Origin of the sequence: Nocardia sp. bgisy134 (genome assembly GCF_965341865.1) — a bacterium.
Lineage (GTDB): Bacteria > Actinomycetota > Actinomycetes > Mycobacteriales > Mycobacteriaceae > Nocardia.
Genome location: NZ_CBDQZP010000029.1, coordinates 40391 through 65702 on the forward strand (window position 1 = coordinate 40391; position 25312 = coordinate 65702).

22 protein-coding genes and 2 tRNA genes are annotated in these 25312 nt (G+C 68.5%); 16 read left to right on the top strand and 8 right to left on the bottom strand.

From position 1 onward, the window contains the following. Positions 1-6 precede the first annotated feature (6 nt). Positions 7-792, top strand: a complete 786-nt coding sequence (locus ACRWNM_RS34005; protein ID WP_431972269.1) for an enoyl-CoA hydratase — start codon at positions 7-9, stop codon at positions 790-792. A 58-nt stretch (positions 793-850) separates the two neighbouring features. On the opposite strand, the gene ACRWNM_RS34010 is transcribed toward ACRWNM_RS34005, so the two are convergent. From ACRWNM_RS34010 to ACRWNM_RS34020, 3 genes are all read right to left on the bottom strand, one after another. Further along, the gene (locus tag ACRWNM_RS34010) at positions 851-1672 is read right to left on the bottom strand and encodes a DUF6159 family protein (protein ID WP_431972270.1); all 822 of its coding nucleotides are present in this window, start codon (positions 1670-1672) and stop codon (positions 851-853) included. 73 nt (positions 1673-1745) lie between these two features. Continuing rightward, positions 1746-2804, bottom strand: coding sequence for a hypothetical protein (locus tag ACRWNM_RS34015; protein WP_431972271.1), 1059 nt, complete (start codon positions 2802-2804; stop codon positions 1746-1748). Between the two features lie 128 nt (positions 2805-2932). Then, on the bottom strand, positions 2933-3481 hold the full coding sequence (locus ACRWNM_RS34020; RefSeq protein WP_431972272.1) for a MarR family winged helix-turn-helix transcriptional regulator: 549 nt from the start codon (positions 3479-3481) through the stop codon (positions 2933-2935). Positions 3482-3678: 197 nt separating this feature from the next. Between ACRWNM_RS34020 and ACRWNM_RS34025 the strand changes: the two genes are divergently transcribed. Further along, positions 3679-3753, top strand: a tRNA-Cys gene (locus ACRWNM_RS34025). Between the two features lie 99 nt (positions 3754-3852). Here the strand turns inward: ACRWNM_RS34025 and ACRWNM_RS34030 are convergent. From ACRWNM_RS34030 to ACRWNM_RS34050, 5 genes are all read right to left on the bottom strand, one after another. Beyond that, positions 3853-5244: a phosphohydrolase gene (locus ACRWNM_RS34030; protein ID WP_431972273.1), complete on the bottom strand. Its 1392-nt coding sequence runs from the start codon at positions 5242-5244 to the stop codon at positions 3853-3855. A gap of 39 nt (positions 5245-5283) precedes the next feature. Next, the gene (locus ACRWNM_RS34035; protein WP_431972274.1) at positions 5284-6450 is read right to left on the bottom strand and encodes a DUF7373 family lipoprotein; all 1167 of its coding nucleotides are present in this window, start codon (positions 6448-6450) and stop codon (positions 5284-5286) included. An 802-nt stretch (positions 6451-7252) separates the two neighbouring features. Further along, positions 7253-7325, bottom strand: a tRNA-Arg gene (locus ACRWNM_RS34040). Between the two features lie 121 nt (positions 7326-7446). After that, entirely contained in the window at positions 7447-8166 is a 720-nt protein-coding gene (locus tag ACRWNM_RS34045; RefSeq protein ID WP_431972275.1) for a DUF305 domain-containing protein, read from the bottom strand. Next, complete coding sequence (locus ACRWNM_RS34050) at positions 8167-9090, bottom strand: DUF3105 domain-containing protein (protein WP_431972276.1); 924 nt, start codon at positions 9088-9090, stop codon at positions 8167-8169. 110 nt (positions 9091-9200) lie between these two features. Between ACRWNM_RS34050 and argS the strand changes: the two genes are divergently transcribed. The 14 genes from argS to ACRWNM_RS34120 all read left to right on the top strand — a co-directional run bounded on the left by argS (position 9201) and on the right by ACRWNM_RS34120 (position 25311). After that, positions 9201-10859 (top strand): arginine--tRNA ligase, encoded by a 1659-nt coding sequence (gene argS, locus ACRWNM_RS34055; protein ID WP_431972277.1) that lies wholly within the window; start codon positions 9201-9203, stop codon positions 10857-10859. Positions 10860-10932: 73 nt separating this feature from the next. Further along, positions 10933-12354 carry a diaminopimelate decarboxylase gene (gene lysA / locus ACRWNM_RS34060; RefSeq protein ID WP_431972278.1) on the top strand — a complete coding sequence of 474 codons (1422 nt, stop codon included), beginning with the start codon at positions 10933-10935 and terminating at the stop codon, positions 12352-12354. Continuing rightward, positions 12351-13706: a homoserine dehydrogenase gene (locus ACRWNM_RS34065; RefSeq protein WP_431972279.1), complete on the top strand. Its 1356-nt coding sequence runs from the start codon at positions 12351-12353 to the stop codon at positions 13704-13706. Before lysA ends, ACRWNM_RS34065 begins: the two co-directional genes overlap by 4 nt. Continuing rightward, positions 13703-14797, top strand: a complete 1095-nt coding sequence (gene thrC / locus ACRWNM_RS34070) for a threonine synthase (RefSeq protein ID WP_431972280.1) — start codon at positions 13703-13705, stop codon at positions 14795-14797. The genes ACRWNM_RS34065 and thrC overlap by 4 nt, the downstream gene beginning before the upstream one ends. Before the next feature lie 25 nt (positions 14798-14822). After that, on the top strand, positions 14823-15779 hold the full coding sequence (thrB, locus tag ACRWNM_RS34075; protein WP_431972281.1) for a homoserine kinase: 957 nt from the start codon (positions 14823-14825) through the stop codon (positions 15777-15779). Positions 15780-16087: 308 nt separating this feature from the next. Further along, on the top strand, positions 16088-18124 hold the full coding sequence (gene rho / locus ACRWNM_RS34080; RefSeq protein WP_431972282.1) for a transcription termination factor Rho: 2037 nt from the start codon (positions 16088-16090) through the stop codon (positions 18122-18124). Positions 18125-19151: 1027 nt separating this feature from the next. Continuing rightward, on the top strand, positions 19152-19382 hold the full coding sequence (gene rpmE, locus ACRWNM_RS34085; protein WP_431972283.1) for a 50S ribosomal protein L31: 231 nt from the start codon (positions 19152-19154) through the stop codon (positions 19380-19382). Between the two features lie 129 nt (positions 19383-19511). Next, the gene (gene prfA, locus ACRWNM_RS34090; RefSeq protein ID WP_431972284.1) at positions 19512-20582 is read left to right on the top strand and encodes a peptide chain release factor 1; all 1071 of its coding nucleotides are present in this window, start codon (positions 19512-19514) and stop codon (positions 20580-20582) included. Positions 20583-20678: 96 nt separating this feature from the next. Beyond that, a complete protein-coding gene (prmC, locus tag ACRWNM_RS34095; RefSeq protein WP_431972285.1) occupies positions 20679-21551 on the top strand; it encodes a peptide chain release factor N(5)-glutamine methyltransferase in 873 nt (290 codons plus the stop codon). A gap of 34 nt (positions 21552-21585) precedes the next feature. Continuing rightward, on the top strand, positions 21586-22251 hold the full coding sequence (locus ACRWNM_RS34100; RefSeq protein ID WP_431972286.1) for an L-threonylcarbamoyladenylate synthase: 666 nt from the start codon (positions 21586-21588) through the stop codon (positions 22249-22251). A 16-nt stretch (positions 22252-22267) separates the two neighbouring features. After that, entirely contained in the window at positions 22268-23425 is a 1158-nt protein-coding gene (locus ACRWNM_RS34105) for a glycosyltransferase family 4 protein (protein ID WP_431972287.1), read from the top strand. 10 nt (positions 23426-23435) lie between these two features. Then, positions 23436-23894 (top strand): hypothetical protein, encoded by a 459-nt coding sequence (locus tag ACRWNM_RS34110; RefSeq protein ID WP_431972288.1) that lies wholly within the window; start codon positions 23436-23438, stop codon positions 23892-23894. A gap of 244 nt (positions 23895-24138) precedes the next feature. After that, positions 24139-24990, top strand: a complete 852-nt coding sequence (atpB, locus tag ACRWNM_RS34115) for a F0F1 ATP synthase subunit A (RefSeq protein ID WP_431972289.1) — start codon at positions 24139-24141, stop codon at positions 24988-24990. A gap of 75 nt (positions 24991-25065) precedes the next feature. Then, on the top strand, positions 25066-25311 hold the full coding sequence (locus ACRWNM_RS34120; RefSeq protein ID WP_067844703.1) for an ATP synthase F0 subunit C: 246 nt from the start codon (positions 25066-25068) through the stop codon (positions 25309-25311). The last annotated feature ends 1 nt before the right edge of the window (position 25312 follow it).

Consider the following 25312-nt stretch of genomic DNA (forward strand, 5'->3'; position numbering starts at 1 on the left):
GGCCGGGTGGCGGGAGGGCCAGACTTCGAGACGATTCTGCTGGAGCGCAAGGGCCGGGTCGGCTGGATCACACTGAACCGTCCGAAGGCGCTCAACGCGCTGAACGCGCAGGTCCTCGATGACGTGATCGCCGCGCTGGACGAGCTCGAGCGCGACGACGCGATCGGCGCGGTCGTCATCACCGGCTCGGATCGGGCCTTCGCGGCGGGCGCCGATATCAAGGAGATGCAGCCCAAGTCGTACATGGACATGTTCATGGACGATTTCTTCGCGCGCTGGGACCGGCTGGCGAACTTCCGCAAGCCCACCATCGCGGCGGTCGCGGGCTACGCGCTCGGCGGCGGCTGTGAGCTGGCGATGATCTGCGACATCCTGATCGCCGCCGACACGGCCAAGTTCGGGCAGCCGGAGATCAAGCTGGGCGTCATCCCCGGCATCGGCGGCTCGCAGCGCCTGACCAGGGCGATCGGCAAGGCCAAGGCCATGGACCTGGTGCTGACCGGCCGCAACATGGACGTCGAGGAAGCCGAGCGCGCCGGACTGGTTTCGCGCATCGTGCCCGCCGCCGAGCTGCTCGACACCGCGCTCGAGGTGGCCGAGACCATCGCCGCGATGTCGCTGCCGGTCGCCATGATCGCCAAGGAGTCGGTGAACCGCTCCTTCGAGACCACCCTCGCCGAGGGGCTGCGCTTCGAGCGCCGTGTCTTCCACTCGCTGTTCGCCATCGAGGATCAGAAGGAAGGCATGGCCGCCTTCGTCGAGAAGCGGCCCGCGAAGTTCGGCAACCGCTGAGTCCCGCACACGGCTCGCGCGTGCGCCTTTCGGGGCGTTCGCGCGAGCCGTTGCCGACTCAGGGCTGGAACGACCGCGTGAGGTCCGCGGCGAACGCGGGCGGCGTGCGTCCGTCGACCGAGTAGCGATACAGCGCGGCCTGATACACGGCGGTCGCGGCCGAGACGAAGATCAGCGCGGCGATGAAGACGGCCAGGCCGAGCCACAGACCGATCGCCGTGCCGTACGGAACGCCGAGCCGCGCCTGCGCCTGCGCGCCCAGCGCGGCGCCGACCAGCGGGCACACCGAACCGCCCACCAGCACCAGCGTGTAGCCCAGCATGCCGAGGCGCGTGCTGCTCACCACGTCGGATCCCCATCCGCGTTCCAGCGCCGCCCGTGAATCACGCAGTGCGGCAATCGGATTGCGGTGCTCCAGCACGATCTTCGGCAGCGTCAGATCGGCCGCGTCCGCCCACGCGGTGCCGGGACGGCGGCCGCGCATCGTCCGCAGGTCGCGGAAGTCGTGTTCGACCAGCCGCAGCGCGGGCAGCACCGTCGCCGCCGTGAGCGCCCACATCAGAATCGCGGGCCACCGTGCGAGCGCCGCCCGCCTGCCCGCGCTCGGATATCCACCGCGCAGCACGATGTCGGCCTGCGCGATGAGGGCGGCATTGCCGAACGTGGTGACGATCATCGTCAGCAGATAGCAGGCGCCGACCAGCAGCAAGGGCGTGGCCGATGACCCGTCGATCACGTCGGCGCCGATGGACAGGAACGGGACGCCCATCACTACCGCGCCGGTGACGGCCGACCGTCTCGGATACGCGACCAGCGCGCGGTGCGCGGTCAGCACGCCCCATCCGGTCGTCAGCATGGTTCTCGCGGCGGCGAATGCCACGTGTACACCCCCGTTGTCGTGCGCTTGTGGTTCTCGCGCCATGCTAGCCAACGGGATGCGGTGAGCTCCGGCCTCAGTTGCCCGACGGCTGCGGGGTGGTGCGCAGTTCGATGTGCGTCGGCGTGGTCCCGCCGGTCGGGGGCCCCGCCGAATTCCGTTCCACGGCGAGCAGACCGGCGATGGTCGCGCCGAGCGCCGCGGTGACCGCAACGGCGGCGATGATCTTTCGGCGGCCGACGCCCGCGGGGGCGAGCGTCGGCAGGGCCGCGCCCGTCCGCAGACGCGCCATGCGCACGTCGCCGGACGGGCGTTCGGCGGCGAACAGCAGCGCGCCGCGCGCCGAGACGCATTCCGGCTCGGGGTCGTAGATCAGCGGCAGGTCGACCAGTTCGGCCAACTCGCCGCGCACGCTCGGGCTTCGGGTGCAGCCGCCGAGCAGTACGAGCGCCTCGGGCCGAACCCCGGTCTCCTCGATGAGCTGGCGGACGAACGACGCGGAGTGGTGGATGCCCGCGGCGCACAGTTCGGCCAGATCGCTGCGGGTCACCACGGCGCGCCCGCCGGAGCCGAGATCGGTCGCGGTGACCACCCGCGCGCTGCTGAGCGCCTCGCGGTGCCGCCTGCTGGTGAGCCGGTCGGTGAGCACGCCTTCGCGGGCCAGTTGCCAGCGCAGCAGCGCGTCGTAGCCGTCGCCGCCGAGTACGGTGCTGCGTTTGCTGGACAGGATGGCGTCGGTGCGGCAGTCGGCGTGCGTGACGGTCAGCCCGGAGCTGCCGAGGTCGTAGAGGATCACGGTGCCGGTGTCCGGAAGGCTGCCGGTGAAGCGCAGGTAGCGCAGCTGGGCCAGCGGCTCGTCGACGATGGTGAGCCTGCTGCGGCCCGCCGCGGACCGGATGGCGTCGGCGTGCAAGGGGCAGCGACAGGTGACCGCGGTTCCGGTGATCAGCTCGTCGCGCTGCTGGGCCGAGTGGCACATCTCACGGATCGCCTCGAACACCGCCTCCTCGACACCGGCGCCCGCGCGGCGCGGGACATGGCAGCGATCGATCGGGGGAAGGTGCGGTTGATCGGAATGCGTCAACATCGCGCGCGCGCCACCAGCGCCCGCCGATACCCCCAAGACCAGCACCATGGATCCATGGTGGACCTTTTCTTCTCCGCTGCCAAGGCAACGCCGCCGCGAATTCGCTACTTGGATGCCGGACTGTTACTCGGAGGTCGATTCCGTGGTGTATGAGACCGCCAGGTACGGAGTGGAGTTCAGCGTTCCCTGGTGTTCCAGCGGGCGGGCGCGTCGCCGGTGTCGAAGTCTCCCGCGGCGTGCCGGAATTCCGCGAGCAACTGCAAAAGCAGGTGCAGCCGATCCGGCCGCAGACCCGGATGGGCGAACACCTTCGCGTTCAGCTCCTCCGTGGCCTTGGTGACCAATTCCCTTCCGGCGTCGGTGATCTCGATGAGGGTGGCGCGGCGGTCGCTGGGATGCGGCACCCGCTCGACGAGGCGCGCCGCCTCCAGTCGGTCGACGGTGTTGGTGACGCTGGTCGGGTGCACCTGGAGCCGGGCGCTGGCCTTCGCCATCGGCAGCGCGCCGGTCTTGCTGAAACTCAGCAGCATGAGCAGTTCGTACCGGGAGAAGGTCAGGCCGGTCGGTTTCAGCGCGTCGTCCACCCGGGCCATCACGATTTGCTGGGCGCGGACCAGCGAGGTCACCGCCGCCATCCCGTCGGCGACATCGCCCCAGCCGTGGCCGACCCACTGGCGGTGGGCCTCCTCGATCGGGTCGACTGGGAGCGGGCGTGGCCGAGACATTCCCCGATCATTGCATGCCCGGTGGCCCTTTCCCCGTCGCGCGCTCGACGTTCCGACGATGTCGGCATGTGAGTCATCCGGACCCGAGTCGTGGCCGCATCGAGTCGTCTCCATCGTCCGAGCCGCCGCGAGGTTTTGAATCAGCTCGAGCCCAAGCCTGGTCGCGGGGAGCCCGGACCGGCATTCTCGAATGCGAGGCGGGCGTGGCTGAGTGGTTGAGGCAACGGTCTGCAAAGCCGTTTACGCGGGTTCAATTCCCGCCGCTCGCTCCAGGCAAGAATGGGTGCGCCGGTCGTCGGGGCCTCGGTTCGGTGTTGCGCCACCGCCGGACCGGGGCCCCGTCGATGTTTGCGCCCTGGGCTTTTGTCAGTTCAGGACAGGCCGGAAAAATCCCGCGCGACAACGTGGTTACGGTCGGCGAAAGTTCCGAGGGTGTAATCGGGCAGCAAGCCGAAGTATTCGCCGCGGGTGGTGCTGCTCCACCGCCGCGCGTCCTCGGCGCGTGTCTTGTAGAAGTTCACCATGTAGCCGCCCTCGTACACGCTGAGCAGGCTGTAGCCGCCCGGATACTCCTTCACCGCGGCCACCTCCAGGAATTCCACCGCGATGTTCGCGTCCGGCCGGGTACGGCGATTGCGGTGGGTGTGGCCGCTGTGGTGCAGGAAGACTCCGGGCGCCCGCTCGTAAAGGTGCTGGAGTTCGGCGCTGTCGGTGCCATCGAGGACGAAGGCCGGGCCCGCGGTGTTGGTGAGTCCCGATTCGATGGTCACCGGGTGGTGGCCGAAGACCAGGGTCGGACGGTCCGGGTCGGCGCGCAGCGCCTCGGCCAAGCGAGCGAACTGGGGTCGTTCGATACGGCCGCCCGCACCGTCGAGGTCGCTGGTGTCCACACCGAGCAGCCGCAAGCCGCCGACCTCGTGCTCGGCCAACTCCTGCCTGGCGAGGAAATTGTCGCCCCAGCAGTCGCGGTGCTCGCCGAGGTGCGTGCAGCCCCGGTAGTCGACGTGCGGGCGATCGTGATTGCCGCGCGACACCAGGTAGTCGCTGCCGAGCGCGCCCCACGAGTCGAGCCGGGCGCGGACGGCGCGTGACTCCTCCGGCGTCGCCTCGCTCGTCAGATCTCCCGCGACGACAAGATGATTCACGCTCCTGGCCCGCAGGTCGCCGAGCAGTGCGGAAAGCATGACCTCGGGATAGGGCGGCAGACCCGCCGGCTGGCGGAAGCCAGGCGGAAACGCGCCGACCACCAAGCCGCTCACCGTCTCGCCGTAGTGCACGTCGTTGGCCAGCGCGATGGTGCGCACCAGTCGGCCGGGCGGCGGCACCAAGGTGGTGAATTCGCCGGTGGTTTCCGGTGTCCCGGGCGACAGCGTGGTGAGCGAGAGCGCGGGCGTCGCCCGCACGCCCTGCGACCACGCCTCGAATCGGTAGCGGCGGCCCGGTTCCAGTCCGCCGATCTCGGCGTAGTGGAACGGCGTTCGATCGGGAGCGGCGAAGACAGGGACCGGCGGGCGCGGCGAATCGGCTGGGCCGAGCCGAACTTCGGCGTCGGAGGGGACCGGGGTCGGGCGTCCCGACCCGTCGGGCGCGACGGTGGTCCAGGTGAGCACCACCGAGCGGTCGGTGACGGTGACGACTTCCAGATCCGTCGCGACCAGTGAAACGCGCTGTGCCCGAGCGCGACTCGCGGGCAGCGCGGAAAGCAGTGCCGCGGAGGCGATCGCGCCGAGCAAAGTCCGGCGCGAGGGTCCGCAGCAGCTCATGATCGCGAGGTTACGGCAAAATTGTTACCGCGATCCGGCCTACTTCGCGCTGCGCAGCGCCTGGTGCTGCTGCTCGACCAGCCGGTGCGCGTCGTCCTGGGTCTTCGCCCAGATCTCGCCGACGAACCGGCCCGCGGTGACCAGGCAGAACCACGAATTGGCGCCGCCTTCCGGCCTGGAAAGGCAAGACGCGGACGGGATACCGGTCGGCGCCGACGCGGGCTGGTACGCGGGCTGCATCTCGCCGAGGGCCGCGCTCAGGCGCTGGGCTCCGGCGGCGTCGTCGGTGCGATAGACCGTGGTTCCCTTGTTGGCCATGGCATTCAGCCCGACCTCGCGGAACACGGTCGCCGCCCGCGGTTGGTCTTGCGCGAAAAGCAGCGCGCCGCGTAGGCGATACGCGCCCTGCTGCGCGTCGCCGTCGCCGACGGTGAGGGCGAAGACGCCCTCGGGGTCGTACGGCAGCTCGGGATAGTCGGCGGGCGGTGTCGGACGGAAGTCATCGAGCAGCGGACGCTGTAATTCCAGTGCGCGCAGCATGATTCGCTCCAGCTCGTCACGGGTTCCGGTCCGCACCGACGTGTAGATCACATACTCTCGAACAGCGGTGAAGGCCATGCCCTCGACGCGCCCCCGTTCTTCCTTGTGACTGAATTGCGCCTCCGGCGCGCCGGGCAGCGGTGCGGGCGTGCGGGATTGCGACTCCAGCAGACCGCGATAGTTCACCGAGCCGTCCGCGAGATCCTCGGCCGCCTTGCTCGCCGCCGCGGCATCCGGGAAACGCATCACGCCGTGCGTCAAGTCCTTTCGCCGCTCCCGATCCCCGTTGGTGCGATGCGTGATGAACCCGGTCAACAGCCCGTTGTCATCGGCCGCCGCCTTGATCGCATCGTTGTGCCCCGCCATCACCAGCAGCATCGCCGAAGTCAGCACCCCAGCCCGCCCGTACACAGTGACATCCGGATCGATATCCGTCGGCAGCGCAAGCACATCGGCCATCCGCGTCCCCTCCGCCAGAGCGCCTTGGTGACGCAGCTGATCCGGCGTAAGGACACTGGTCGGCGCCGCCGAAGTCGTCGTCGATACCGAAGTCGGAACATCATCGGGATAACAAGAACTCAGGGCGATCATCGCAGCCACAAGGGCCCCCACCCGCAATACAGAACGCACCGGGCCATCTTGCCAAAGATCGAGCGCGATGCCCATCAGCCGTTCACCGAGCCGACGACGGCACGATTATCTGCGCCGGTTACCTCTGCGTGTAACCCGCTGTGACGCAAAGGGTCTGGTCAGAGCGTTGGAGTAAGGTTCTGCCACCTCCTGTCGAGGGGCGGTGGACATGGTCCAGACACCCGCCCAGAGAGGAGGTGGTGGGGATGGCGAAACATCGCCGGAGGAAGCAAGAGGCCCCGGTCGATTACGGCATCTGCTTGATCATTGCTGCCGTGACCGCCGGGGCGCTCGCCTTGGTCCGCCGAGTGCGGGCTAGCTAACCCACCCGGTGGAGGCCGTCTTTGCGGGGCGGTCTCCACCTCTCGACATCACTCGCGTGATGACTGCATGGTATCAAGACTGCACGGAGACCTACACGAGTAGAGAGTTTCCGTGTAGCAGGCCAGCCGGCGTGTGGGGTCGCACCCCCACAAGACTTGCTGCGATTCGGAACATCCCCACAAAACCCAGCCCGCCCCATGGGGTCCCGGGGGGCGAAGCTCGCCGGGCGGCGTGTGGGGGTCGCACCCCCACAAGATCTGATGCGATTCGGAACATCCCCACAAAACCAGCCCGCGACGAGGGGGTCCGGGGGCGAAGCCCGCCGGGCGGCGTGTGGGGGTCGCACCCCCACAAGATCTGATGCGATTCGGAACATCCCCACAAAACCAGCCCGCGACAAGGGGGTCCGGGGGCGAACCCCGCCGGGCGGGGCGTGGGGGTTGCACCCCCACAAAACACTACGAAACGAGCAAGGCCCACGCCTTTTGTGGGCATGGGCCTGCTGCGAGTGGAGTGCCCTCGGCAGGATTCGAACCTGCGGCCTTCTGCTCCGGAGGCAGACGCTCTATCCCCTGAGCTACGAGGGCGGGATAGATCTCGGTCGGGCCGGTTGGTCCGATCGGGCGGGGCAAGCGTATCGCATCGTGCGCTGGACGCCAAAAAGGGCGTCGGGCCGGGGGCTTTCGTCCGGGCCGGCCCGACGCCGGGTCAGTTGAGGGGGAGCGGGGCGCCGCCGCGGGCGGTGAGCATGGTGGTGAGCAGGCGGGATTCGGCCTGCTGCGTTTCGGCCATGCTGGCGGCGAGGGTGCGGACGGCCGTGGTCGCGGCGTGCTTCGCCGCGTACTCCATCATCGGCATGCCGCCCTGGTGGTGGCGCAGCATGAGGCGCAAGAAGATGGTGTCGGCCTCCGCTGCGGGGGCCTGGCGCAGCGCCGCGAGCTCCTCTTGGGTGGCCATGCCGGGCATGCTCGCCATCGACCCGGACGTCTGGTGCCCGCCGCCGTGTCCGTGTTCGGAGCCTTGCTCGCTCATCCACCCCATGAAACCGTCGGTGCCCTGCGCGGGCTTGTTCCACAGTTGCAGCCAGCCCTGCATCCGGCCGACCTGGTTCTGCTGGGTGGTCATGATGTCGTAGGCCAGCCTGCGCACATCGTTGTCGGTGGAGCGCAGCAGGGCGATGCCCGCCATCTCGACGGCCTGCGCGTGGTGCGCGGACATGTCCTGGGCGAAGCCGACGTCGACCGCGGTGGGGTCGGGTTCGCCGGAGCCGCCGTCCAGGGGAAGGCGGACCAGCGTCCCGATGGCGAATCCGAGCAGGATGGCGCCGAGCGCGCCGAGGATCAGCAGCGCGACTCCTTGCCTGCGCACTTGCGCCTTGAAGCCGTTCTCCGTGCCGGATTCGGTCTCGATATCGGCTTCGGCCTGCATCTAGGGTGCCGCCGTCGGCTCGGCCGGCGCACCGGGCAAGCCAGGCATGCCGGGGGCGCCGGGCAGACCGGGAACACCGGGGATACCGGGCAGACCCGGGATCCCGGGAGGCAGTCCGCCGCCGAGCTCGGCCTGATCGGTCGGGATGCCGGTACCGTCCATCGGCACCGCGTCCGGCCCGGGCGGCGCGGGGTCGAACGGCTCCGGGTTCTCCCTGTCGAAGTACGGGTTGGAGCAGGCCGCGCCGACCTCGGGGTAGGTGTACTGGTTCTGCCGCAGCGCGGTGAGGAACTGGTTGATCCGCTTGTCCTCAGGGCTGTCCAGCTTCAGCTGATGGCCCCAGGATTGCAGCGAGATCGCGCTGTCCAGTCCCGGGTAGGGCGACATCAGCGTGTACTGCTTGCCTTCGACCTTCTTCTTCAGCGTGTCGATGCCCGCGGAATCCACCTTGTCGGGGTTGTAGGCGATCCACACGGCGCCGTGCTCGAGCGAGTGCACCGCATTCTCGGTGCGGATCGGCTTGGCGTAGACGACGCCGGTGCAGTCGGCCCACGCCTGATCGTGCGGTCCGCCGAAGGGCGGCTTCTGGTCGTAGGCCACCCGCTGCGTCGGGTCGACGTGCTTGCCCGCGCCCTGCGCGTAGTCCTTCTTCACCACGCCGGCGATCTGATCCGAGGGATCCTTCTTCTGCGCGCTGGGCGTGTACTTGTCCAGCTCGGCCTGTTCGCGGTATTTGGGGACCAGGCTGTAGGCGAGGGCACCGATCAATGCGATGATTACTGCGGCCGCGCCGACGGCCAACCACGGGATCTGGCGTTTCTTCGGAAGCTGGCCCTTGCCGCCGCCGCCCTTGCGGGAAGGCGACACCTTCCCCGCGGCTCGGACGGCCTTGGCCGACTTCGAGGCGCTGTTGCTACTCGGCATTGCTCGTTGCTCTCTCGATGTGATGAACCGCTGTGCTGTTCGTTACGGACAGATCCGGGGCGGTGCCCGCCCGACGGCGTACACCTGCCCAGACCATAGGATAGAGACTCGTGACTCCAGCTGACCTTGCAGATCTCCTTCGCTCCACCGCGGCGAAGGTGCTTGTCGAACGTGGACTGGACCCTGCGGTCCTGCCCGACGAGGTCAATGTGGAGCGTCCTCGCAATCCGGAACACGGTGACTATGCCACGAACGTGGCCATGCAGGTGGCCAAGAAGGCCGGAACGAATCCCCGCGAGCTGGCCACCTGGCTGGCCGACGCGCTGAGCGCCGCCGAGGGTGTGTCTTCAGCGGAGGTCGCCGGTCCCGGCTTCCTGAACATCCGGCTCGCCGCCGCCGCGCAGGGCGCGATCGTGCAGAAGGTGCTCGCGGCGGGCGCGTCCTTCGGCACCGCCGACGCGCTCGCGGGCACCCGGGTCAACCTGGAGTTCGTCTCGGCGAACCCGACCGGACCGATTCACCTCGGCGGCACCCGCTGGGCCTCGGTCGGCGACGCGCTCGGCCGCATCCTCGCCGCGCAGGGCGCCGACGTCACCCGTGAGTACTACTTCAACGACCACGGCGCGCAGATCGACCGGTTCGCCAACTCGCTGGTCGCCGCCGCCACCGGCGCGCCGACCCCGGAGGACGGGTACGCGGGCGCCTACATCGGCGAGATCGCCGCGCGGGTCGTCGCCGACAATCCGGGCGCGGCCGAGCTGCCCGAGGGCGAGCGGCACGAGCTGTTCCGCCGCGAGGGTGTCGAGCTGATGTTCGCGCACATCAAGGAGACGCTGCACGAGTTCGGCACCGACTTCGACGTCTACTTCAACGAGAGCTCGCTGTTCGCCTCGGGCGCGGTCGACAAGGCGGTCGAGGAGCTCAAGTCCGCCGGCAAGCTGTACGAGAAGGACGGGGCATGGTGGATCGCCAGCTCCGAGTACGGCGACGACAAGGACCGCGTGGTCATCAAGAGCGACGGCAAGTCCGCCTACATCGCCGGTGACATCGCCTACTTCCACGACAAGCGCGGCCGCGGCTTCGATCTGTGCATCTACATGCTCGGCGCCGACCATCACGGCTACATCGGCCGTTTGAAGGCCGCCGCCGCGGCGTTCGGCGACGATCCGAACACCGTCGAGGTGCTGATCGGCCAGATGGTGAATCTGGTGAAAGACGGTGCGGCCGTGCGCATGAGCAAGCGGGCGGGCACCGTGGTGACGCTCGACGACCTGGTCGAGGCGATCGGTGTCGACGCGGCGCGCTACTCGCTGGTGCGGTCCTCGGTGAACTCCAGCATCGACATCGATCTGGACCTGTGGACCAAGCAGAACAACGAGAACCCGATCTACTACGTGCAATACGCGCACGCCCGCTCCAGCCGTATCATCGACAACTCGGCCGCGTTCGACTTCGCTTCGGTGGCACCGGATTTCGGTCTGATGACCTCCGACCGCGAGGGCGAGCTGATCCGCACCCTCGGCGAGTACCCGCGAGTCGTCGCGACGGCCGCCGAGGTGCGGGAGCCGCACCGCGTCGTGCGCTACCTGGAGGAACTGGCCGGTGCCTACCACCCGTTCCAGTCCGACGACGACATGCGGGTGCTGCCGAAGGGCGACGAGCCGGTCACGCCGCTCAAGTCCGCCCGGCTCGAACTGGTGAAGGCCACCCGCCAGGTGCTGGCCAACGGCCTCGGCCTGCTCGGTGTCAGCGCACCGGAGCGTATGTAGTGCGCGAGCAAGTCGAGTCGAAGAGGTCGTATTCGTCCACGTGCTCGGCGCGTGCGGCAAGGAAGGAACAACTATGAGCGCGCACCCCGCCGGTCCACGCCACGCCGAGATTCCGCACGCCCCCAACCTGCCGGAGCGCCCCGGCGACCCGAAGCAGATGATCGACCTGCCCGCGAACGTGTGGCCGCGCAACGCCTCCCGCGACGCCGACGGCGTGGTGCATTTGGCGGGCGTGCCGGTGCACGACCTGGCCGCGCAGTTCGGCACCCCGCTGTTCGTGGTGGACGAGGACGATTTCCGCTCCCGCTGCCGCGACATGGTGCAGGCCTTCGGTCCCAACGCGCGGGTGCACTACGCGTCCAAGGCATTCCTCTGCGGCGAGATCGCGCGCTGGATCCGTGACGAGGGGCTCTCGCTGGACGTGTGCTCCGGCGGCGAGCTCGCCATCGCGCTGCACGCGGGTTTCCCCGCCGAGCGAATCGCGTTGCACGGCAACAACAAATCCGTCACCGAGTTGGAAGCCGCGGTGCAGGCCGGCGTCGGCCACGTGGTGGTCGACTCGCTGATCGAGATCGACCGCCTCGAAGCGGTCGCCGGGCGCGCCGGTGTGGTGCAGGACGTGCTGGTCCGCGTCACCGTCGGCGTGGAAGCCCATACGCACGAATACATTTCGACCGCGCACGAGGATCAGAAGTTCGGCTTCTCGATCGCGGGCGGCGACGCCATGGAGGCGCTGGCGCGCGTCTTCGAGGCCGACAACCTCCGGCTGGTCGGCCTGCACTCGCATATCGGCTCGCAGATCTTCGAGATCGACGGGTTCGAGATCGCCGCGCGCCGGATGCTCGGCCTGCTGCGCGAGGCCATCGACAAGTTCGGCGTGGAACGCACCGCGCAGATCTCGACGCTGGATCTCGGTGGCGGACTGGGTATTTCGTACCTGCCCAACGACGACCCGCCGCCGCTCGGCGCGTTCGCGGCGAACCTGCGCCGCCTGGTCGCCGAAGAGGCGGCCCGCGCGGGTCTGCCCGAGCCGATCATCGCCGTCGAGCCGGGCCGCGCCATCGCCGGACCGGGCACCGTCACCCTGTACGAGGTCGGCACCACCAAGGACGTCTCGCTGGACGCCGGCCTGCGCCGCCGCTACGTGAGCGTCGACGGCGGCATGAGCGACAACATCCGTCCCGCGCTCTACCAGGCCGACTACGACTGCCGCCTGGTCTCGCGCTCCTCGGACGCGCAGCCGGTGGTCGCGCGCGTCGTCGGGAAGCACTGCGAGAGCGGGGACATCGTCATTCGCGACACCTGGATGCCCGCCGACGTCGGTCCTGGCGACCTGGTGGCGGTGGCCGCGACCGGCGCGTATTGCTATTCGATGTCCAGTCGATACAACCAGTTGACCCGTCCGGCGGTCGTCGCCGTCCGCGACGGTCAGCCGCGACTGGTGCTGCGCCGGGAAACGGTGGCGGATCTGCTGAGTCTGGAGGTTGAGGCATGACCGAAGTAGCCAAGAACAGCATCTGGGGGACCGATCGCCCGATCGGCGTCGCGGTCCTCGGCATGGGCAATGTCGGCACCGAGGTCGTGCGGATTCTGCGGGATCACGCCGACGACCTGCACTCGCGGGTCGGCGCGCCGGTCGTGCTTCGCGGCGTCGCGGTGCGCAGCCTGGACAAGGATCGCGGCCTGCCCGCCGAACTGCTGACCACCGACGCCGACGCGTTGGTCGCCCGGCCCGATGTCGATCTGGTCGTCGAGGTCATCGGCGGCATCGATCCCGCGCGCCGCCTCATCCTGGCCGCGCTGAACGCGGGCAAATCCGTGGTGACCGCGAACAAGGCGCTGCTGGCCGACTACACCGGCGAACTCGCCGCCGCCGCCGAACGCAACCGCGCCGACCTGTACTTCGAGGCCGCCGTCGCGGGCGCCATCCCGGTGGTCCGTCCGCTGATCCAGTCGCTGTCCGGCGACCGGGTGAACCGCGTGGTCGGCATCGTCAACGGCACCACGAACTTCATCCTCTCGGCCATGGACGAGACCGGCGCCGACTACTCCGCGACCCTCGCCGAGGCCACCCGCCTCGGCTACGCGGAAGCCGATCCGACCGCCGACGTGGAGGGCTACGACGCCGCGGCCAAGGCGGCGATCCTCGCCTCTCTCGCGTTCCACACCCGCGTGACCGCGGCCGACGTGTACCGCGAGGGCATCTCGAAGATCACCGCGGAGGACCTGGAGACCGCGTCCGCGCTGAACTGCACGGTCAAGCTGCTGGCAATCTGCGAGCGCGTCGACGCGGGCCCGGGCGAGCCGAGCCCCGCCGAGGGCGGCAAGGAGCGCGTCTCGGTGCGGGTCTACCCGGCGCTGATCCCGCGCAGGCACCCGCTGGCCGCGGTCAGCGGCGCTTTCAACGCCGTGGTCGTCGAGGCCGAGAACGCGGGCAGGCTGATGTTCTACGGCCAGGGCGCGGGCGGCGCCCCGACCGCCTCCGCGGTGCTGGGCGACGTGGTGATGGCCGCACGGAACAAGTTCTTCGGTGGCCGCGCGCCGGGCGAATCGGTTTATGCTGAGCTACCGATCGCGCCGATCGGCGATACGCCCACCCGTTACCACGTGAACCTGCAGGTCGAAGACGTCCCCGGCGTCCTGGCCAAGGTGGCGGGCGAATTCGCCAAGCATGGGGTGAGCATCTCGACCGTCCGTCAGGAAGGGCACGGCGAGGGCGCTCGCCTGGTCGTGGTGACCCACCACGCCGTGGAGTCGGCGCTCGCGGACACCGTCGCCGCCCTCGCGGAGATGGCATCCGTCACATCAGTGACCAGCGTTTTGAGATTGGAAGGCACCGAGGAATGAGTACCATTGGCGTCGCCCCGCAGGCAGGAGTGCACTCCCGCTGGCCGGGTCTGATCGCGGCCTACCGTGATCGGCTCGCGGGTGCGGCCGACTGGGAGCCGGTCACGCTGTTCGAGGGCGGCACCCCCCTGGTGCCCGCGCCGTATCTGTCCGAGCTGACCGGCTGCGAGGTGTACCTCAAGGTCGAGGGCGCCAATCCGACCGGCTCGTTCAAGGACCGTGGCATGACCATGGCCATGACCGACGCCAAGTACCGCGGCCAGAAGGCGGTGCTCTGCGCGTCCACCGGCAACACCTCGGCATCGGCCGCGGCGTACGCCACCCGGGCGGGCATGAGCTGCGCGGTGCTGATCCCGCAGGGCAAGATCGCGATGGGCAAGCTGGCCCAGGCCGTCATGCTCGGCGCGCAGATCATCCAGGTCGAGGGCAACTTCGACGACTGTCTCGAGCTGGCGCGCAAGGTCACCGCGGACTTCCCGGCCGTCGGCCTGGTGAACTCGGTGAACCCGGCCCGCATCGAGGGCCAGAAGACCGCGTCTTTCGAGATCTGCGACGTGCTCGGCAAGGCGCCCGACGTGCACGCGCTGCCGGTGGGCAACGCGGGCAACATCACCGCGTACTGGCGCGGCTACCGCGAGTACTACGCCGACGGCATCACCAACGGACTGCCGCGCATGCTCGGCGTGCAGGCGGCAGGCGCGGCCCCGCTGGTCAACGGCGCTCCGGTGAAGGATCCGGAGACCATCGCCACCGCCATCCGCATCGGCGCACCCGCCTCGTGGAACGGCGCGGTGGAGGCCAAGGAGCAGTCCGGTGGCGCGTTCCGCGCGGCCACCGACGAGGAGATCCTCGAGGCGTACCGCTTGGTCGCCGCGAAGGAGGGCGTCTTCGTGGAGCCCGCGTCGGCGGCCAGCGTCGCCGGCGTGCTCGCGGCGCGCAAGGAAGGCTGGCTGGACGCGGGCCTGACGGTGGTCTGCACCGTCACAGGCAACGGCTTGAAAGACCCCGACACCGCGCTGCTCGGCATGCCGCAGGTGCAGCCGATCGCGGTCGACCCGGTCGCGGTCGCCGCCCGACTCGAGCTGGCCTGAGTTGAGTTCGCGCGAAAGCCAGTTGATGTCGCGGACACTGCCCGCCGGACTCGCCGTCACGGCGCGGGTGCCCGCGTCGAGCGCCAACCTCGGTCCCGGATTCGACTCGCTCGGTATGGCTTTGGGCATCTACGACGAGATCGAGGTGCGCACCACCGATTCCGGGCTGACCATCCGGGTCGAGGGTGAGGGCGCCGACGACGTGCCGTGGGGCCCTTCGCATCTCGTGGTGCGCGCGATCGAGCGCGGCCTGGAGGCGGCGGGCGTGTGGGCCGACGGCCTCGATGTGGTGTGCCGCAACGTGATTCCGCATTCGCGAGGTCTCGGCTCCTCGGCCTCCGCGGTGGTCGGCGGTCTCGCCGCCGGCTGCGCGCTGGCCGCGAAGCTGGACCCCGAACTGGCCGTCGACGCCGAGCGATTGGTGCAGCTGGCCTCGGAATTCGAAGGTCACCCCGACAACGCGGCGGCCAGTGTGCTCGGCGGGATCGTGGTGTCCTGGACCGAGACCACCGCCGACACGACCGAAGCGGCCGCGGCGATCCCCGAGCACGGCCGGGTGTACCGCGCCGTCCGGCTCGACCCGCACCCGTCGCTGCGCCCGGTGGTGCTGATTCCCGAGGTGCGCTCGTCCACCGCGCACACCCGTGGGCTGCTGCCGGAGACGGTGCCGCACGGCGACGCCGCCTTCAACGTCAGCAGGGCCGCGCTGGCCGTGGTGGCGCTGACCCAGCGTCCCGACCTCCTCATGCCTGCTACGGCCGACCGGCTGCATCAGGGCCAGCGTGCCCCCGCGCTACCGCTCACCACCCAGTGGATCGAGCGGCTGCGCGCGGCGGGCATCCCGGCGACCGTCTCGGGTGCGGGACCGACCGTGTTGGCCCTCGGTACCAGCGAATTTCCAGCAGAACTCCGCGAACTCGCGGCTGCCGACGGCCTCCGTGTGGTCGAGCCAGGACTCGCCGAGGGCGTCCAGGTCGACTGACGGCGCGTCTGTCTTGCCGAGGTTCACAGTTGCCAGCTATCCTGGGCAAGTCCGTACATCGTGCGCATCAGACGCCGGTGCTTCATCAGGGCAATCGCTCCAGCAGGCTCCAGGCTCGAGCCTCCAGGCCATGGGGGTACTGCGTAGCTGCGCAACTGGAATGATCTCTCCCACCTTTCACACCCGGTGGCGAAGCCTCCGGTCCGGCGGGGCAGGCGATACGGCAATACCGAGTCCGGCAGAGTGCCCGGACTGCGGGACGAACCCTCGAAACAGCACACGGCGGTCGAGGGAAGGAAAGGATTTCCGTGACAGATACGGACCTGCTCGCGACACCCGGGGTGGAATCCAACCCAAGTTCCTCGGGGGCCCGCGAAAGTGAATCCGGACAGATTTCGAAGATGAGCGAACAAACCGACGTCGCACGATCGGGGCTGACTGGAATGTTGTTGCCGCAGTTGCGCGCGCTGGCGGGAGAACTCGGTATCCGAGGCACCTCCGGAATGCGCAAGGGTGATTTGATCGCCGCCATCAAGGAGAACCAGGCCGGTAAACCCGCCAAGTCGGAGAAGCCCGCGCGCGCCGGGAAGGCCGAGCAGGCGGCCCTCGACGTGACGCCCGCGCCGGCCAAGGAGAAGGCTCCGGCCAAGGAGACCGCCAAGGAGAGCAAGGCGAAGGAAGCCGCGCCCGCCGAGAAGGCCGCCGCGCCCGCGCCCGAGGCTCCCGCCGATTCCGCTCCGTCGAAGTCCGAGAAGGCCGAGTCCGCGCCGACCGAAGCCGCCGCCCCCGCCGAGACCAGCGAAGAGTCCGGCCGCGACGGTGGCCAGCGCGGGCGTGGCCGGCAGCGTCGCGGCCGTGACCAGGCGCGTTCCGGCGGTGAGACCGCCGAGGCGCGTGGTGACGAGCAGAAGACGGACGCCGAACAGGGCGAACGTCGCCGCGACCGCGGTCAGGGCGAGCGTGGCCAGGGCGACCGCAGCCAGAACGGCGAGCAGCGCGGTCAGGGCGCAGGCGGCCGTGGTGACGGTGGCCGTGGCGAAGGCGGCCGTGGTGACGGTGGCCGTGGTGAAGGCGGTCGCGGTGGCGACGACGAGGAAGGCGGCCGCGGTCGCCGGGGTCGCCGGTTCCGCGAGCGTCGCCGCGGGCGCGATCGCGAGGGCGGCGCCGGGGAGACCCGCGAGCTCGAGATCCGCGAGGACGACGTCCTACAGCCGGTCGCGGGCATCCTGGACGTGCTGGACAACTACGCGTTCGTCCGCACCTCGGGCTACCTGGCCGGACCGAACGACGTCTACGTCTCGATGAACCTGGTCCGCAAGAACGGCCTGCGGCGCGGCGACGCGATCACCGGCGCCGTGCGGGCCCCGCGCGACGGCGAGCAGGCCAACCAGCGGCAGAAGTTCGACCCGCTGGTGCGGCTGGACACCGTCAACGGCGGCGACGTCGAGGTGGCCAAGAGGCGGCCCGAGTTCAGCAAGCTGACCCCGCTGTACCCGAACCAGCGGCTGCGGCTGGAGACTCAGCAGAACAAGCTGACGACCCGCGTGATCGATCTGATCATGCCGATCGGCAAGGGCCAGCGCGCGCTGATCGTGTCCCCGCCGAAGGCCGGTAAGACCACGATCATGCAGGACATCGCGAACGCGATCGCGACCAACAACCCCGAGGTTTACCTGATGGTGGTGCTGGTCGACGAGCGTCCCGAAGAGGTCACCGACATGCAGCGTTCGGTGAAGGGCGAGGTCATCGCCTCGACCTTCGACCGTCCGCCGAGCGATCACACCTCGGTCGCCGAGCTGGCCATCGAGCGGGCCAAGCGGCTGGTCGAGGCGGGCAAAGACGTTGTGGTGCTGCTGGACTCGATCACCCGACTGGGCCGCGCGTACAACAACTCGTCGCCCGCTTCGGGCCGCATCCTCTCCGGTGGTGTCGACTCGACCGCGCTGTACCCGCCCAAGCGGTTCCTCGGCGCGGCGCGCAACATCGAGAACGGCGGCTCGCTGACGATCATCGCCACCGCCATGGTGGAGACCGGTTCGACCGGTGACACGGTGATCTTCGAGGAGTTCAAGGGCACCGGTAACGCGGAGCTCAAGCTGGACCGCAAGATCGCGGAACGGCGCGTGTTCCCCGCGGTGGACGTCAACCCGTCCGGTACCCGCAAGGACGAGCTACTGCTGAGCCCAGACGAGGCGGCGGTGCTGCACAAGTTGCGCCGCGTGCTTTCGGGCTTGGACTCGCACCAGGCGATCGATCTGCTGATCGACCGACTGAGGAAGTCCAAGAACAACCTCGAGTTCCTGATGCAGGTCAGCAAGACCGCGCCGGGCGCGCTGGACGAGTAGCGGTACGAGTCGTCGTGCCTCCGAAGGGGCTTCGCTTTCGCGGAGCCCCTTCGGCGCGTACGGACGGAAGAAGATCAGGCCGATGGCGGCCGCGCCGACGATCATGCAGGCGAGGAACAGCGCCGTCGCAGGACCCGAAGCGCCTGCCGACCCGGGGGATCGCTCGTAGTAGGCGACCGTATCGGCGGGTGCGTAGACGGCGGTCTGCGTGGGCTCGGGCGTCGCAAACCAGCCCACCGCGACAGTGAGAATCAACAGAACGAAGACCGCGAGCGCGACTCGGCTGTTCATAGCGTTCTCCTTTCTGTCTCGGCACGCCGGTGTGCAGCAGGAACTCGATACCTACGAACTCTATGAACAGTGCTGTTCGCCTTCCCGAGTAGCCGACTACTCGACTTGAGAGTTCCGTAAGGGCGGAGAGTCCGCGTGCCCAGACTTTCTGGGTGCCGTGTCGTCGACGCGCCGGTGCGCGCGGCTGCGCGGCCCCATGGACGGGCCGTGAACGGGCTCGTCGGCCTCGCCCTCGGGGTGAGTACGCGGGTGGGCGGGTTGGGTATTGCTGCTGTTGTGCACATGCGATCGGCTCGTGGTTCGTGTGCGTTTTCCGCTCGTGTGTTGCGCGCGGCGCGTCCGGCTGGTGGCCGTGAGTGCGATGCGTTCCGCGTCGTCGTGAGCGCGTTGCGCTGGGTTCGTTGAGCGCGTGGCGCTGGGTTTGTTGAGCGCGTGGCGCTGGGTTTGTTGAGCGCGTGGCGCTGGGTTTGTTGAGCGCGTGGCGCTGGGCTCGTGGTCGTGAGCGCAGGGCGTTCAGTCAATATTTCAACGGGTTGTCTTAGATACACGAAACAGGGAACAAAATGGTTGCCTGATGTGTTTTGGGTGCGTAGTAGCGGTTCTGGCATACTGGACCGCTGTGCGTCTGCGTCCTGCAGACAATCCCGCCGACCTCTGCGAAGCAGAGTTTGGAACCAGCGGTTCCGGTTCACGTCCCCGTGGCGACCCGGCGACCACTATCGAGAGGACACCATCCATGAAGGCAGGAATCCACCCGACGTATGTCGACACCACGGTGGTCTGTGGTTGCGGCAACACGTTCCAGACCCGCAGCACCAAGGAGTCGGGACACATCACCGTCGAGGTCTGCTCGCAGTGCCACCCCTTCTACACCGGCAAGCAGAAGATCCTGGACACCGGTGGTCGCGTGGCTCGCTTCGAGGCGCGCTACGGCAAGCGTGCGGGCAAGAAGGCCGACGCCAACTAGCTTCCTCGCCGACGCCCGGTTCTGCATTGCAGGCCGGGCGTCGGCGCATTTGTTGGCCCCGGTGCGTCAGCGCCGGATGACGAGAAATGCCGACCCGGCGCCGCCCGGGAACCGAGAGAAGGAAGCATCATGACGCAGCCGTCCGCGATCGACGACATTCTGGCCGAGCACGCGGGACTGGAAACGCAGCTGGCCGATCCGGCGCTGCACAACGATCCGGGCGCCGCGCGCCGCGTGGGCAAGCGATTCGCCGAACTGGCCCCGATCATGGGCACCTACAACAAGCTGAAGACCGCGCAGGACGATCTGGCCGCCGCGCAGGAACTGGCCGATGACGACCCAGCCTTCGCCGCCGAGATCCCCGATCTGCGGCGCGAGGTGGAAGAACTCGAACAGGCGCTGGCCGACCTGCTCGCCCCGCGCGACCCGCACGACGGCGACGACGTCGTGCTCGAGGTGAAGTCCGGCGAGGGCGGCGAGGAGTCCGCGCTGTTCGCCGCGGACCTGGCCCGCATGTACATCCGTTACGCCGAGCGGCACGGCTGGAAGGTCGAGGTGCTCGGCGCCACCGTCTCCGACCTCGGCGGATACAAGGACGCCACGCTGTCCATCAAGAGCCGCGACGCGGTGCGCGACGGCGTGTGGTCCCGGTTCAAGTTCGAGGGCGGCGTGCACCGGGTGCAGCGCGTACCGGTGACCGAATCGCAGGGACGCATCCACACCTCGGCCGCGGGCGTGCTCATCTACCCGGAGCCCGACGAGGTCGAGGAGGTGCAGATCGACGAGTCCGATCTGCGCGTCGACGTCTATCGCTCGTCCGGCAAGGGTGGCCAGGGCGTGAACACCACCGACTCGGCCGTTCGCATCACGCACCTGCCCTCCGGCATCGTCGTGACCTGCCAGAACGAACGCTCCCAGCTGCAGAACAAGGCCCGCGCCATGCAGGTGCTCGCGGCGCGCCTCCAGGCGCTCGCCGAGGAGCAGGCCGACCAGGAGGCCGCGGCCGGTCGCGCCAGCCAGATCCGCACCGTGGACCGTTCCGAACGCATCCGCACCTACAACTTCCCGGAGAATCGGATCACCGATCACCGCATCGGCTTCAAATCCCACAACCTCGACGCGGTCCTCGACGGCGACCTCGACGCCCTCCTCGACGCACTCGGCAAGGCCGACCGCGAGGCCCGCATGGCGGCCGAATAAGCCGCACACAGTTCCGTACCGGCTCTGTGTGGCGTCCGAAGTACCGATTCCGGGAAGTGAACAATGGGCGCATCCGAAATCGGCGAGAGTGGGGTGGTGGGTCGCGTGTCTCTGCGTTCAGTGATCAATGAAGCCGTCGAACAATTGCAGGCCGCGGGTGTGCCGAGTCCGCGGGCGGATGCCGAGCAGCTCGCCGCGCATCTGCTCGGGGTCGAGCGGACTCGTTTGGCCTTGGTGCCGCTGGTGGATCCGGTGCTCGTCGCGGACTATCGCGCGCTGGTCGACCGGCGCGCCCAGCGCATTCCGTTGCAGCATCTGACCGGCGTCGCGCCGATGGGGGAGATCGATCTCGCGGTCGGCCCTGGCGTCTTCGTGCCGCGGCCGGAGACCGAGTTGCTCTTCGCTTGGGCGCTGGCGTATTTGGAAGCGCTGCCGCACGATCATCAGCCGATCGTCATCGATTTCTGCGCGGGTTCGGGAGCGCTCGCGCTGGCGGTGGCGCACGCGCGGCCCGACGCACAGGTGCACGCGATCGAGATCGATCCCGCAGCCCTGCAATGGGCTCGCCGCAATGCCGACGACCGGATCGCCGACGGCGACACCCCGATCACCCTCTACGCCGACGATGTCACCGATCCGGACCTGCTCACCGAGCTGAACGGCCGCGTCGACCTGCTGCTGTCCAACCCGCCCTACATCCCCGAAGGCGCGGTGCTCGACCCCGAGGTCGCCGACCACGACCCGCACCTGGCGCTGTTCGGTGGTCCCGACGGGTTGGACGTCGTCCGGCGGATGGTGCCCAACATCACTCGCCTGCTGCGTCCGGGCGGCGCGACCGCCATCGAGCACGACGACACCAACGGCTCCGCCCTCGCCACGCTCCTCGCGGACACCGGCGATTTCGCCGACGTCGTCGAACACCCCGACCTTGCAGGCAAACCCCGCTTCGTCGTCGCCACCCGCACCTGATGCCCCACCTGCCCCATGTGCCAGGATGGGGGCCGTGAGTACCGTCTACGACTGCGCGGATCCCGACTCGCGCGCCGCCGGACTGTCCGCCGCGACCAGCGCCTTGAAATCCGGGCGGCTGGTGGTGATGCCCACCGACACGTTGTACGGCTTGGCGGCCGACGCTTTCGATGCCACCGCGGTGAGCGAGCTGCTGGCGGCCAAGCGCCGCGGCAGGGACATGCCGGTGCCGGTGCTGGTCGGGTCGTGGCACACCATCGACGGACTGGTCTTCTCGGTGCGCCCGCAGGCGCGCGAGCTGATCCGTGCGTTCTGGCCGGGTGGTCTGAGTCTCGTTGTGCAGCAAGCGCCTTCGCTGGCGTGGGATCTCGGTGACACGCGCGGCACGGTGATGCTGCGGATGCCGCTGCACCCCGTCGCGCTCGATCTGCTGCGCGAGGTGGGCCCGCTGGCCGTGTCCAGCGCCAACGTCTCCGGTCAACCGCCGGCGAAGACCGCCGCCGAAGCGCGTGAGCAGCTCGGCAGCCTGGTCGGCGTGTACCTCGACGGCGGCCCCGCCGCGCACGCGGTCGCCTCCACCATCGTGGATCTCACCGCGGACCAGCCGCGCGTGCTGCGCGAGGGCGCGGTCCCGGTGGCCGAGATCGCCGAGGTGCTCGGCATGTCGCCGGACGAGCTGACCAACACCCCCGCGCGGTGAGCGGGAGAAAGGTCGCATGATTTCCGGCTCCGGCTCGGTCGTTCCGCTGCGCGAGCTCTTGCTCGTCCTGTTGATCTCGGCCACGGTGACCTTCCTCGCCACCGGCGGCATCCGGCTGCTCGCGATCTCGTTCGGCGCGGTCGCGGTGCCGCGCGAGCGGGACGTGCACGTCAAGCCGATCCCGCGGATGGGCGGTGTCGGCATGTACATCGGCGTAGTGGCGGCGGTGCTCTTCGCGCACCAGTTGCCCGCGCTGCGCCGCGGCTTCGACTACGCGATCGACATTCCCGCGGTGCTGGTGGCGGCCACCATCATCGTGATCGTCGGCATCGTCGACGACCGCTGGGGACTCGACGCGCTCACCAAATTCGCGGGACAGGTGACGGCGGCAGGCGTCATGGCCGTGATGGGCCTGAGCTGGTACGTCATCTACAACCCGTTCAACAATTCCACGGTGGTGCTGGACGCCTTGCAGGGCGGTCTGGTGACCGTGGCGGTGGCTGTGACGCTGATCAACGCCATGAACTTCGTCGACGGCCTGGATGGCCTCGCGGCGGGGCTCGGCTTCATCTGCGCGGCGGCGGTTTTCGTGTTCTCCGTGGGGTTGCTCTACGAGCAGGGCGGCGACGTGAACACCTATCCGCCCGCCCTCCTCGCGGCGGCGCTCGCGGGTGCGTGCGCGGGATTTCTGCCGCACAATTTCCAGCCGGCGCAGATATTCATGGGCGACTCCGGATCGATGCTGATCGGCCTGATGCTGGCCTCGGTTTCCACCGGCGCGTCGGGCCGAATTCCGCTGCAAGGCTATGGTCCGCGCGACATCGTGGGTCTGCTTTCGCCGCTGCTGTTGGTGGGCGCCGTGATGTTCATTCCGGTGCTGGATCTGCTGCTGGCGATCGTGCGCAGAGTGCGCGCCGGAGTGAGTTTTTCCACCCCGGACAAAATGCACTTGCATCACCGTTTGCTGCAGATCGGCCATTCCCACCGGCGCGTGGTGCTGTTGATCTATTTGTGGGTCGGTGTGCTTGCATTCGGCGCCGTCGGCACCTCCTTGATGGACCGCAGAATCGTGGTTCTGCTGATGGCGGCGGGCCTCGTCTTCGCGCTCGTGGTGACCGCCATTCCGGGGCTGCGGCGCGGGGAGTCTGCGGCCGATCATCAGGCTGCTGAGTAAAGTCGCACCCGTGAGCTTTACTCCGAACCCGGTCCCCGGTCCCGACGCGCCGCTGAAGTCGGCGCTGCGCTACGGCCTGATCGGGCTGGCGGTACTGGTGGTACTGAGCGCCTCGATCGCGACCGCTGTCGCCGGGCTGCCCGGGTTGTGGGGTGCGCTGCTCGGCGCGGCCATCGGCGGCGTGTTCATCCTCACCACCGCGGCTGTGGTGCTGTTCGGCGCGAAGCTGCCGCCGAGCACGGCGGGCCTGGTCATGCTGGCCAGCTGGGCAGGCAAGGTGCTGCTGGTGCTCATCGCCGTCGCGGTGCTGAACCAGTTCGATTTCTACAACCGGATGGCGCTGTTCCTGACCGTCATCGGTTCCCTGCTCATCGTGCTCGGCGCGGAGACGTACGGCGTTCTGCGACAGAAGGTTCCGTATGTCTCGACCACCGCGGGCGACCCGGATCCGGCTCCCGAACAGGATTGACTCACCCCCCTACACAGCGTCGTAGATAACTTGGTAAAGTGTTGGTAAGCAAGCGACCAAGCGAGGGGGGATCCCCACGATCCCTCCGAGTACCGCTATGCTTACTGCCGTGCCGGGCTCCGAGGGTTCCGGTTCTGCATGTCGACGATGTCGCCGACACACGTACAGACGCCGCCCGAGCGGTATTGCCGCGCAGCTGCTGACGAACTTCGAGCCGACCTGAGTCGACCCAAATTGATCGTCAATGTCCGATCGAACCGCGGGAATGACCGTACCCGCGGCCCGAACACGGGAGAGAACGCTGAGCGTCACCACTTTGGCGTCGGGTGAGTTCCACGCGCCGTCGCTAACCGACTTCTTCCCTCCAGCTGTGCTGTTCGAGGGAACGCCGTTCGAACTCGATCGTTTGATGCTGGTCCGGCTGCTGATGACCGCAGTGCTGGTCGCTGTCATGCTGCTGGCATTCCGGAGTCCCCGAATCATTCCGCGCGGCCTACAGAATGTCGCCGAAATCGGGTTGGTCTTCGTCAAGGAGCAGATCTCCGAAGAGGTCCTCGGCAAGGAAACCGGACGCAAGTTCTTCCCGCTCATCGCGACGATCTTCTTCACGGTCCTCTTTCTGAACTTCTCCGGCATCATTCCGGGATTGAACATCTCCTCGAACGCGCGAATCGGCATGCCGCTGGTGCTGGCCGCGATCGCCTACATCGCGTTCAACTACGTGGGCATCAAGAAGTACGGGTTCTTCACCTACCTGCGCAGCAGCATCGTGGTGCCGAACGTGCCGCCCGCCCTGCACGTCCTGCTGATTCCGATCGAGTTCGTCTCGACCTTCATCCTGCGTCCGTTCACGCTGACCGTCCGACTCATGGCGAACATGCTGGCCGGCCACATCATGCTGGTGCTGTTCTTCAGCGCGACCTGGTTCTTCCTGTTCGACGCCGCCGCGTGGATGAAGGTGTTCTCGCCGTTCTCGCTGCTGGCGGGACTCGGGTTCACGCTGTTCGAGATGCTGGTCATCTTCCTGCAGGCCTACGTGTTCGCGCTGCTGACCGCCGTGTACATCGGCCTCGCCGAGCACGCAGATTCTCACTGACCGCATTACCAATCACTGAAGACCTGCTACACCGCGCCAACCGGCGGGTGAGCAACAGAAAGGGAAAGAAGACTCATGAGCCTCTCGTACCTGGCCCAGGAAGCTGCCACCGAGTCGACTCTGAAGGGCCTCGGCGCCGTCGGCTACGGCCTGGCCGCCATCGGCCCGGGCATCGGCGTCGGCATCGTCGTCGGTAAGGCGATCGAGGGTATCGCCCGTCAGCCCGAGCTGCAGGGCACGATCCGTACCAACATGTTCCTCGGTATCGCGTTCACCGAGGCGCTGGCCCTGATCGGCCTCGTCGCCGGCTTCATCTTCTGAT